Raw genomic sequence first — 11,043 nt, forward strand, 5'->3', positions numbered from 1 at the left:
AAACTTTATTTATCTTTTGTATCTTGCGCTTATATTAAGCAGCCTTCTTAGCCTTCTTCTCTTTCATCTGCTTAGCGAAGGTCTGTGCACCTTCCACTACCAGGAAGATTGCCAGCACTGCCATTGCAGTTGCGAAGAACAGCTGGAACCAGTCACCCCATGCAGCGGTGCCGGCGCCGATAGCCTTACACTTGTTGATTACAGTGATCACCAGGCTGGTCAGAGTTGCAGCAAGCATGAATACCATAGGGAAGTAGAACATCTTGTTGTTCTTACCAACTTCACCCAGCCATGCAGCTACTGCCATCAGTGCGATACCTGCCAGCAACTGGTTGGCTGCACCGAACAGACCCCAGATCTGGCTCAGAGACAGACCACCCAGGATACAACCGATCAGTACCATAGAAACAGTACCGAACAGAGGATGAGCCAGCACTTTACGTGCGCCCTTGGCATCCTTGTAGGTAGCCTCGCCTTCCTTCAGGAACAGCTCGGAGAACATGAAACGGCTCAGACGGGTACCGGTATCCAGACTGGTCAGCGCGAATACGGATACAGACAGAGTTAATAGTGCGTAAATGGTGCCATATGCCTTGGAAGTCTCGGTACCGAACATGGATGCGATACCTGCAGCGAATGCAGCTGCGGGAGATCCGAACTCACCGTTTAAGTACTTCTGATATACTGCACCGACTGCTACCAGAGCGATGATACCCAGAGCAGACTCGATCAGCATGGAGCCGTAACCGATTGCCTTGGCATCCTTCTCGTTAGCTAACTGCTTGGAAGAAGTACCGGTAGCGATCAGGCTGTGGAAACCGGAACATGCACCACATGCTACAGTGATGAACAGCATAGGGAACAGGGTCTGTCCTGCCTTGGGCTCCCAGCTGGTGAAAGCTGGAATATCGAAAGCAACAGTACCGGTGAAAGCACCTGCAACCACACCGATGAACGCCAGACCGATCATAGCATACAGCAGGAAACTGGACAGGTAGTCACGGGGCTGTAACAGGATCCATACGGGAACCAGGGAAGCCACTGCGATGTAAACACCTACAAATACGATCCATGCGATACGGTTCATGGCAAAACCAACGTTCAGACCTAAAACAGTAATAGCTACGATACCGATGATACCACCGATGGTAGCGGGCAGAGTCTTGACGCCCATTCTGTTGGTCACATAACCATAAATAACAGCCAGAACGATAAATAACAAAGAGATCATAGCGGTAGACTGGTTACCGGTAGGATTGGTCACAAAACCGAAAGCGGTCTTGCCGGCTTCGTCTGCCACAGTCAGGAAAGTACCTGCCACGATGTTAACGAAGGAAGCGATTACCAGGATCAATACCAGAAGTGCGAAGATGATAAAAAGCTTCTTTGCTCTGGATCCCATGGAATCCTCGATGATCTCACCTACAGATTTACCGTCATGTCTGATAGATGCGAATAAAGATCCGAAGTCCTGCAGACCGCCGAAGAAAATACCACCGATAATACACCACAGGAATACGGGAACCCATCCGAAGATGGAAGCCTGGATCGGTCCGTTGATCGGGCCTGCTCCGGCGATAGAGGAAAAATGATGTCCCATAAGTACGGCGGGCTTTGCTGCAACATAGTCTACACCATCCTCCTTCTCAATAGCAGGAGTCTTCTTGGTAGGATCAATGCCCCACTGTTTTGCCAGCCAGGAGCCATAGAACACATAGCCGATAAACAATAATACGATAGCGGCCAAAACAATTAATAATGCTGTCATTTGTGTTTCTCCTTTTCTTATACACAGATTTAATTTTTCGCAAATACACGAATTGCTCCACTAAAATCCGCTCTCGCAATTCTAAAACTGTTCGGAATCCGTTAATTTACTTTGTAAATTACTGCTTCCTCACATGTCCCTTGTATTTACTGTATTGCCTTTTTCACGAGCTTCTTCAGAATCTGTCCGTGGCGGTTGTGGACGATCCGACCCGAAGATAACTCGGCGACAATCAAACGGTAATTACTCCAGCCATGAAATCCCCAGAGGTAACTCTGATAATGCTTGCACTTTTTCACCTGTGTAAGCGCATCCTCCTCTGCATGACCGGTCAGAATGATCAGGACAACATCGCTGTTCCGATGATTGGATGAGGGCTGCACGTTGGCAGTTCCCCGTTCCCAGGCGATGGAGTCCAGTTCCAGAAGGCGATCCTTTGATAAAGATTCCTCTGTGGCAAAATACACAGTCTCGTTGGTGTCAATATCTGCCACCTTAGCTTTCTTGATCAGAAAGTACTGCTCATTATGGGATCCGAAGATTGCTTCGGCTGCGAATGGCGGTTCTACAGCCTCTGTTTTGATATTGTAGTAGGTCTGATAAGATCGCAGGACGCGTTCCAGCGCTTCCCCGGGAGTAAGTGTCTTTTGTAATTCCATTCTGCTTTCCTTTTAAGCATGCGTAATCGATTACATTTACGTTCATGCTATCGATAGCTTTAGCACGTCGAAGTGTCAAATGCAACGGATTTTTTAGCATTTCTTTACACTTTTTTATAAATACATACTTTATCGTTATATGTTAGTCCTCTGACAGCTTTTTTCCAAGGTGCAAATTTAACCTATATACCATTACAAATTTAATCTCTTTATCTGGATAAACTTATTGACTTTTGTTGGGTAACCGGAAATCATTCTAAAAAAAAGCAGCCGATTTTCATCAGCTGCCGATTTTTAGGAATGATTCTTCTCTTCCTTGATCTCCCAATGGATCAGGAAAGTCAGTGCCGCACGAAGTCCGATGATACCGGCTACGGTAACGATCTCCTTCCAGTCTCTGACAATAACGGTCTTAAGGATCTCACTGCACAACTTGAATTCCAGCCCTACAGCAAGCCCCTGCGCCAGGGTGATCTTCATATCCGGCACCCGCCGCACATAATTATAAAACCCTTTCAGACCGGAGAGAATAATAACGATCACTCCGACAAATTCAAAGAACAGTATTGCCACCTGGACAATATTGTTCATCACGTTTTCCAGGAATTCAATGATAAGCTCTATGTGGAACATGCACAGCCCCCCGCTTTTCTTACACTTCTTTTTTCATTGTAGCGTATCCAAAAAGGGCGTGCAAGATGTATCTTTATCTTTTTATCAGCTATTTTTCTTCTGTTTTCAATAATTCCTGCATAGTATGCCAGCCAAGCACCGCGCATTTTACCCTGGCAGGCATGTGGGCGATATCCTGCAATACGGAGGCTTCCTCCAGTTCGTCCCGCTCTTCCTCGGTAATACTTCCCTTGATCATCTTGAGGAACAGGTCTGCCAGATGCAACGCTTCCTCCTTGCTTCTGCCAATGACCAGCTCCAGCATCATGTCCGCGGAAGCCTGGGAAATGGCACAGCCGTCGCCTTCGAAGGCACCGTCAACTACCACACCATCCTCCACTTTCAGCTCCAGAAAAATGTCATCACCACAGCTGGGATTAACGCCCTCCAACACCAGATTCGCATCCTCCAGCTTGTGCTTGTGATACGGATGCAGATTGTGCTCCGTCAGGATTTCATTATAAAATGTCTTATTCTCCATAGCCCATCTGTCTCCTTATCTTTGCAAGGCTTTCTAAAAATGCCTGAATCTCTTCTTCCGTATTGTAGACACCCAGGCTTACTCTGGTGGTGGACAATACTTTCAAATGTTGCAATAACGGCTGGGCACAATGATGTCCCGCCCGGACCGCGATATGATCCGCATCCAAAATAGAAGCCACATCATGGGGATGCACACCGTCCAGTTTGAAGGTCACAATGCCGTGATGGTCTTCAGCTTTCTGTGAGCCCAGAATGTGTACTGCGGGAATCTCTTTCATGCCATCCATCAGCATGGCTGTCAGCTTCGCTTCTCTCTCTTCGATAAAGTCAAAACCGATCTTCTGCACATACCGGATTGCCTCTGCCAGTGCATAGGCTCCGGCACCGTTTACCGTTCCTGCTTCGAACTTATGTGGCACTTCCGCCCACACGGCTCCAGTACGGCTGACGGAATCGATCATTTCCCCGCCGCACAGGAAAGGAGGCATCTGCTCCAACAGTTCTCTCTTCGCATATAACGCACCAATTCCCATGGGAGCATACATCTTGTGTCCGGAAAATGCCAAAAAATCCACATCCAGATCCTGTACATCCACTGCCATATGGGGAACGCTCTGGGCTCCGTCTGCCACGAAATAAGCGCCTGCCTCATGTGCCAGCTGCGCAAAACGCTTGATATCATTTTTGCAGCCCAGTACATTGGATACCTGGGTCATGGCCACAACCTTCGTCCGATCACTCAGAGCCGCGCGGAATGCTTCTTCGGTATATTTTCCATCCTCGGTACACTCCAGATATTTTACCACAGCTCCTGTTCTAGCTGCTGCCTGCTGCCAGGGCAGGAGATTGCTGTGGTGCTCCATAATGCTCACCAGGATCTCATCTCCCGGTTTCAGTACCAGTGAGCCGAAACTGTAGGCCACCAGATTCAAGCCTTCCGTGGCATTGCGGACGAAAACGATCTCCGCCGCCTCTCTGGCATTTAAAAACTCCCGGACCGTCTCTCTGGCTTCTTCGTATTTTTCGGTTGCCGCCTCTCCCAGCTCGTATAATCCGCGCAGGGGATTGGCATTGTATTTTTCATAAAATGTTCTCTCTGCCTCCAGAACACAGGACGGCTTCTGGGAAGTCGCCGCCGTGTCCAGATAAATCACATCGTTACTCATAAGCAGAGGAAAATCCTTACGGATCTCGCTGATTGAAGTCGTCATACTTCCTCCTGTTATCTTACTCTTCCGCTTCCTCTTCTTCCCCGGCTCTGCCAAGGAACTCCTGTACCTTAGCCCGTGTAGCTGCATCAGGAATCTTGCGGCAGACCGCATCCACCTTGGCCATAGCCATCATCTCATAGATCTGCTCTCTGTTCATGCCGCGGCTCTCCAGGTAGAACAGCAGCTCATCATCCAGCTTACCGATGGTGGCACCGTGATTGCCTTCCACATCTTCCTCCGCACAGAGGATCAGGGGAATGGTCTGGTTCACCACATCGTTGGATAATAACAGTACATCCTCTTTTTCATTGCCTACTGCGCCTTTAGCCCCCCATTTGAAATCAATGGTGCCACGATACAGCTTGAAAGCATGATCCCGCAGAACGCCGCCGGCCTGCATATTGCTCTGGGTCTTTTTGCCTTCATGCACAGCTACATAGTTCATATCCAGTCTTCCGTCACCGCCCACGATATAAGCGGTGTCGGCATTCAGGCTGCTCTCTCTGCCCTGTAAGGTAGTCTTGCATCCAAGGTAAGTATTCTTTCCGCCGAGGATCAGCTGGATCACTTCCAGGGAAGCCTTCTCTTCACACAGGGCTCCGATATCATTCATAAAGGTAAATCCATTGCCCAGTCTCTGAATCTGGATCAGGCGGATCTTCGCTCCCTCTTCCAGATGCAGTCTGGTGGATACTGCCGCCTGCCCTGCTACCTCCCTGTCGGAAGCAAAATCCTGGATCACAGTGATTTCACTGTTTTTCCGGGCTCTCACTGCTACGGCACCGGCCTGTAAACTATTTTGTACGTAGGTATAATCCAACAGCAACGGCTGTGCTTCTGTGGTTTTCTCAGACACCTCATAATGTTGTGCCTTCACTCCCGCTGCTGTCAGAAGACCGTCCATGTCCTCTCCCATGCCGGATGGGATGCCTGCAAAATCCGCATTCCAGGGCTGGGATCCCTCATTTTCTGCTGTTGTTATTTTTTCCGGCAGGCTTACCTTTACCCCTCCTGCCGTAGGTACTTCTATCTTTTCCAACTGCGTCTCGTTCATGCGAAGCCAGTTCCAGGTCTTCGCCGGCAGTCTGTTAATGGTCATATTATATTCTTTTTCCATACTGATCTCCATTCCTCCTGCCACATTAACCGATGCTGCCTTTCATCTCCAGGCGGATCAGGTTGTTCATCTCTACCGCATATTCCAACGGCAGCTCCTTCGATACATTGTCCGCGAAGCCGCTGACGATCATGGCTCTGGCGTCCTCTTCGGAGATACCTCGGGACATCAGATAGAACACTGCCTCGTCGCTGATCCTGCCGATCTTCGCCTCATGCCCGATATCGGCATCCTGGGTACGGATATCCATTGCCGGGATGGTATCGGAGCGGGACTTGTCGTCCAGCATCAGGGACTGGCAGGATACGGCGGATTTACTCTTTGCCGCACTGTTCTTCACCACTACGGAGCTTCGGAAGGTACTGATTCCGCCATCCTTGGAGATAGACTTCGTGTTGATATAAGAAGTGGTCTCCGGTGCATTGTGAACCACTTTCGTACCGGTATCCAGATTCTGTCCGGCTCCGGCGAAAGTAATACCGGTAAATTCCGCTCTCGCTCCCTTACCGTTCAGCACGCTCATGGGATAGAGATAGGATACGTGGGATCCGAAGGAACCGGATACCCATTCTATGGTACCGCCTTCTTCCACCAACGCCCGCTTGGTATTCAGATTGTACATGTTCTTGGACCAGTTCTCGATGGTGGAGTAACGCAGTTTTGCATTTTTCCCCACGAACAGCTCCACACAGCCGGCATGGAGGTTCGCCACGTTGTACTTCGGGGCGGAACAGCCTTCGATAAAATGCAGGTATGCACCCTCGTCCACAATGATCAGGGTATGCTCGAACTGTCCGGCTCCCGGTGCGTTCAGTCGAAAATAAGACTGCAAGGGGATCGTCACAGACACTCCGGGGGGAACATATACGAAGGAGCCGCCGGACCACACAGCACCGTGCAGTGCTGCGAATTTGTGGTCTCTGGGGGGCACCAGCTTCATGAAATGCTTCCGCACCATATCCGCATATTCCCCATTCAGGGCACTCTCCATATCGGTATAGACTACGCCCTGGGCTGCCACTTCTTCCCTGACATTGTGATATACCAGCTCGGAATCGTACTGGGCGCCCACACCGGCGAGGGACTTCCGCTCCGCCTGGGGAATTCCCAGTTTTTCAAAAGTATCCTTGATGTCCTCCGGCACCTCGGACCATTTGGCACTCATATGGGTATTGGGCTTGACATAAGTCACAATATCTTCCATGTTCAGCCCCTCAATAGAGGGACCCCAGTCGGGGACTTCCATCTCATTATAGATCTGCAGAGACTGTAATCTGAAATTTGCCATCCATGCGGGATCCTTCTTTTTCTCGGAAATCTCCGCCACAATATCGGGAGTCAGTCCCTTTTTAATACGATAGACGTCCTTCTCCTCATTACGGATATCATAAATGCTTCTGTTGACGTCTTCCACGTATGTCTTTTCACGTTCACTCATTCAGATCGTCAACCTCCTTATGCTTCCAGAAAACGCTCGAAACCATGCTCGTTGATCTCGTCTACCAGGGCAGCGTCGCCGGATGCCACGATCTTACCATTCACCAGTACATGGGTCTTGTCCACATGGAGAGACTCTAAAATTCTGGTGCTGTGGGTAATAATCAACAGCGCACCCTTTTTGTCCTTCTGGTACTCTTCCACACCCTTGGATACCGTACGTACCGCATCCACATCCAGTCCGGAATCGGTCTCATCCAAGATTGCCAGTGAGGGTTTTAACATAAGTAACTGTAAGATCTCCGCCTTTTTCTTCTCACCGCCGGAGAATCCCACGTTCAGATCACGGTCACCATAAGAAGGATCCATCTGCAATACTTCCATGGCCTGCTCCAGTTCCTTTTTGAAGGTCCACAGCTTGATACGGGAACCGCTTCTCTGTTCCACGGCATTACGGATGAAATTCCGAAGCGATACTCCGGGTACCTCCAGGGGATTCTGGAAAGACAGGAAAATACCATCCTTCGCTCTCTGGTCTGCAGTTTCCTCTAATAATTCCTTCCCTTTGAACAGGATCTCACCACCGGTCACCTCATACCGGGGGCTTCCCATGATGGTGTAACCCAATGTGGATTTGCCCGCACCGTTGGGTCCCATGAGGACATGGGTCTCTCCGGGGCGAACCTCTAAATCTATTCCATGAAGGATGGGCTTGTCCTCTACACTTACGGACAAGTTACGCACCTGTAATAATTGTTCTGACATATACTACCTCCTATCTCTAGCGTCCAACTAGGAATTACTATATCATTATATACACGCATCTGCAAATATGCAACATATAATTCCTACAAAAGTACCGTACATTCTCGGCAAATTGTATTACACTTTGTGGTTAGTCCAAACTTACTATAGAGCAAAATGCAGGCCACTGCAAGGGGAACTCATCCTTCCCCTTACAATGGCCTATGTTTTTTTCTTTATACTTCTTCTTTGTCCAGAAGGTTCTTCATGCTCTTGGTGCTGATCCACAGGGTAGATGTATTATGCAGAAGAGCGGACGTAGTGGGAGGAATGATTCCTGCCACACCTAAAATGATCAGTCCGGTGTTGATCCCTACGATCATGCGGTAATTTTTATGGATCCGCTCCATCAGAGAGTTGCTCAATTCCTTCAGGGTAGCCACTTCATACAGATTGTCTGCGCCGATGGTCACATCCGCGATCTCTCTGGCGATCTGTGCACCCTCGCTGATGGCAATACCAACATCTGCCGCAGACAATGCCGGGGAATCGTTGATGCCGTCACCGATCATAATGACTTTATGACCTGCCTGCTTCTCATGCTCCACGAACCTTGCTTTGTCCTCCGGCAACACCTCGGAATAATACTCATCCACGCCGACGGTACCCGCAATTGCCCCAGCGATACGGTCGCTGTCTCCTGTCATCATGACTACCTTGTGGATTCCGAGACTCTTCAGCTGTCGGATAACCTCCGGAGCCTCTTCTCTGAGAGGATCCTCGATGCAGATCACTGCAGCCAGCTTGCCGTCAATTGCCATATACAGGCGGGAGTATTCCTCAGGCAGCTGGTCGAACAGCTCCTGTCTGCCCTCCGGAATCTGTGCCTGCTCATCCTCAAATACGAAATGGTAGCTGCCGATGATGATCTTCTTGCCTTCCAGAGTGGAAGAGATTCCATGAGCTACAATATATTCCACTTTGGTATGCAGTTCTTCATGTACCAGCTCCTTGCGGGCCGCTTCACGCACCACTGCCTTTGCCATGGAATGCGGGAAATGCTCCTCCAGGCAGGCAGCGATCCGAAGCAGTTCCTCTGCGGGTTGTCCGTTAAAGGATACCACATCCGCCACGGTAGGCTGTGCCTTGGTCAGGGTTCCGGTCTTGTCAAATACAATGGTGGTGGCATCTGCCATAGCCTCTAAGTATTTGCCGCCCTTCACCGTGATCTCATAGGTGCTTGCCTCACGGATCGCAGACAATACTGCTAACGGCATAGACAACTTCAATGCGCAGGAGAAATCCACCATCAGCACGGATAATGCCTTGGTCACATTCCGTGTGAACAGCCATACCAGACCGGTGCCTAAGAAAGTATAGGGTACCAGCTTATCTGCCAGGTGCTCTGCCTTACCCTCCAGAGAGGATTTCAGCTTCTCGGATTCCTCTATCATGGTCATGATCTTCTCATATTTGCTGGAGCCGCCGTTTTCTTTCACACAGATAGTCAGCTCACCTTCTTCTACCACAGTTCCGGCATAGACAGTTCCACCGGGAATTTTTCTCACCGGAACGGATTCTCCGGTCAGAGATGCCTGATTCACCATACCTTCTCCATCCGTCACTGTGCCGTCAAAAGGAATCACATTACCCATGTGGATCCTTACCAGATCTCCTGACTTAATGGATGTGGACGGCACCAGGATCTCCTGTCCGTTGCTCACAACCCATACCTTGTCAATGTTTAAGGACATGCTCCTCGCCAGATCACCGACAGACTTTTTGTGCGTCCACTCTTCCAGGATCTCGCCGATGCCTAACAGGAACATCACAGAGCCTGCGGTGTTGTAATCACCGCGCAGCACGGATACGCCGATAGCAGTGGCATCCAGTACCGGCACTTCGATCTTCCCCTTTGCCAGGGTCTTGATTCCATGCCAGAGATATTTGAAAGACTTCACTGTGGTGATCACGGAACGGATGTCCATGGGCAGAAACAGTCTGATCCCATAATGCATTACCACTTTATTGATCAGCTGATCCTTATATTCCCGGTTCATCTCTCTGCCGGAATTGGCCAGATAGTTCTCCGGCACTTCCGTACCCTGATATGTAAAATCCTCCAGTGTCTTCAGTGCTTCCTCCCTGGAACCGGTATAGACTACCGTAACATCCAGGGTGCGCTCCTGAATTTTGGCGCTGACAATATTACTCTGTCCGTCCAGATAGTATTGCAGTGTATCTGCCTGTGCAAAACTCATGCGGCTCTGCTGAATGTGAACCCTGAGTCTCCCCTTTATCTCATGCTTGATCACAAATCTCATATTTTCTTATGCCTGCTTTCATGAAAACACCTGCGATGCCGAAGCATGCAGGTGTCTGTTATCTATTCAACTTACTGAAGTTCAGGGGTCCAATCGGTATCTGCATCTGCAGACTTTGCTGCTTCTGCTTCGCCGTCAAACTCCTGAGCTGCCTGTGCTGCTCTCTCCTCGTTGATCTGCTGAGCTTCTGCGTAGATATCCTCTGCGTTCTCCTGGATGGTGGTCGCAGTCTTCATGACACACTCTTTTGCGCGCAGAACTGCTGCGGTGCAGTTGGTGTACAGCTTCTTCGCATCCTTGCTGGACAGTACTTTGATACCTGCGGTTCCGAACAGAACGCCTGCTGCGAAGATACCGGTTTTAGCTTTATCAATCTTTTTTAAACATTTCAACATAATTCATTTCCTCCTGTGTGAAGTCTTTTGTTTATTCTATTTATGAATGAATATTATAAGCACCTGTTTTTCCTATTTCCAGCTTTTTTCGTTTAATGAAAAATTTTATCATTTATCAAAAAACACAAAAGGCCAGTGGATCAAAATCCACTGACCTCAGACTGTAGACAAAACGCTTTTGGTCAGCACTCCAGAAGCGTTTTTCTTGTTTTGGGTTCAAAAAGTGTGTACTT

Annotated in this window: 10 protein-coding genes; all 10 read right to left on the reverse strand. The window is 49.2% G+C overall.

Annotation, left to right across the window (positions count from 1 at the left end; genetic code table 11):
• Positions 1 to 34: 34 nt before the first annotated feature.
• Positions 35 to 1,768 (reverse strand): carbon starvation CstA family protein, encoded by a 1,734-nt coding sequence (locus OCV96_RS06420; RefSeq protein WP_118502179.1) that lies wholly within the window; start codon positions 1,766 to 1,768, stop codon positions 35 to 37.
• A 146-nt stretch (positions 1,769 to 1,914) separates the two neighbouring features.
• Positions 1,915 to 2,427: a DUF8052 family protein gene (locus OCV96_RS06425; RefSeq protein WP_022311781.1), complete on the reverse strand. Its 513-nt coding sequence runs from the start codon at positions 2,425 to 2,427 to the stop codon at positions 1,915 to 1,917.
• A 294-nt stretch (positions 2,428 to 2,721) separates the two neighbouring features.
• Positions 2,722 to 3,039: a DUF1622 domain-containing protein gene (locus tag OCV96_RS06430; RefSeq protein ID WP_117464798.1), complete on the reverse strand. Its 318-nt coding sequence runs from the start codon at positions 3,037 to 3,039 to the stop codon at positions 2,722 to 2,724.
• Between the two features lie 109 nt (positions 3,040 to 3,148).
• Positions 3,149 to 3,580 (reverse strand): Fe-S cluster assembly sulfur transfer protein SufU, encoded by a 432-nt coding sequence (sufU, locus tag OCV96_RS06435; RefSeq protein ID WP_022311782.1) that lies wholly within the window; start codon positions 3,578 to 3,580, stop codon positions 3,149 to 3,151.
• Positions 3,570 to 4,793, reverse strand: a complete 1,224-nt coding sequence (locus OCV96_RS06440; protein WP_262593878.1) for an aminotransferase class V-fold PLP-dependent enzyme — start codon at positions 4,791 to 4,793, stop codon at positions 3,570 to 3,572. Before OCV96_RS06440 ends, sufU begins: the two co-directional genes overlap by 11 nt.
• Positions 4,794 to 4,809: 16 nt before the next feature.
• A complete protein-coding gene (locus OCV96_RS06445; RefSeq protein ID WP_262593879.1) occupies positions 4,810 to 5,910 on the reverse strand; it encodes a SufB/SufD family protein in 1,101 nt (366 codons plus the stop codon).
• Positions 5,911 to 5,935: 25 nt separating this feature from the next.
• A complete protein-coding gene (gene sufB, locus OCV96_RS06450; RefSeq protein ID WP_262593880.1) occupies positions 5,936 to 7,348 on the reverse strand; it encodes a Fe-S cluster assembly protein SufB in 1,413 nt (470 codons plus the stop codon).
• A gap of 17 nt (positions 7,349 to 7,365) precedes the next feature.
• Entirely contained in the window at positions 7,366 to 8,112 is a 747-nt protein-coding gene (gene sufC / locus OCV96_RS06455) for a Fe-S cluster assembly ATPase SufC (protein WP_227732954.1), read from the reverse strand.
• Positions 8,113 to 8,327: 215 nt separating this feature from the next.
• Entirely contained in the window at positions 8,328 to 10,415 is a 2,088-nt protein-coding gene (locus OCV96_RS06460; protein WP_262593881.1) for a heavy metal translocating P-type ATPase, read from the reverse strand.
• 71 nt (positions 10,416 to 10,486) lie between these two features.
• Positions 10,487 to 10,810: a DUF6110 family protein gene (locus OCV96_RS06465; RefSeq protein ID WP_227064580.1), complete on the reverse strand. Its 324-nt coding sequence runs from the start codon at positions 10,808 to 10,810 to the stop codon at positions 10,487 to 10,489.
• Positions 10,811 to 11,043: the final 233 nt, after the last annotated feature.

The sequence above is a fragment of the Waltera acetigignens genome (assembly GCF_025567015.1).
GTDB classification, from domain to species: domain Bacteria; phylum Bacillota; class Clostridia; order Lachnospirales; family Lachnospiraceae; genus Acetatifactor; species Acetatifactor acetigignens.

Excerpts from the sequence above, each read along its gene's own strand:
- OCV96_RS06420 (WP_118502179.1), bottom strand. The coding sequence starts at position 1,768 with ATGACAGCATTATTAATTGTTTTGGCCGCTATCGTATTATTGTTTATC.
- OCV96_RS06425 (WP_022311781.1), bottom strand. The coding sequence starts at position 2,427 with ATGGAATTACAAAAGACACTTACTCCCGGGGAAGCGCTGGAACGCGTC.
- sufU (WP_022311782.1), bottom strand. The coding sequence starts at position 3,580 with ATGGAGAATAAGACATTTTATAATGAAATCCTGACGGAGCACAATCTG.
- OCV96_RS06440 (WP_262593878.1), bottom strand. The coding sequence starts at position 4,793 with ATGACGACTTCAATCAGCGAGATCCGTAAGGATTTTCCTCTGCTTATG.
- OCV96_RS06445 (WP_262593879.1), bottom strand. The coding sequence starts at position 5,910 with ATGGAAAAAGAATATAATATGACCATTAACAGACTGCCGGCGAAGACC.
- sufB (WP_262593880.1), bottom strand. The coding sequence starts at position 7,348 with ATGAGTGAACGTGAAAAGACATACGTGGAAGACGTCAACAGAAGCATT.
- sufC (WP_227732954.1), bottom strand. The coding sequence starts at position 8,112 with ATGTCAGAACAATTATTACAGGTGCGTAACTTGTCCGTAAGTGTAGAG.
- OCV96_RS06460 (WP_262593881.1), bottom strand. The coding sequence starts at position 10,415 with ATGAGATTTGTGATCAAGCATGAGATAAAGGGGAGACTCAGGGTTCAC.
- OCV96_RS06465 (WP_227064580.1), bottom strand. The coding sequence starts at position 10,810 with ATGTTGAAATGTTTAAAAAAGATTGATAAAGCTAAAACCGGTATCTTC.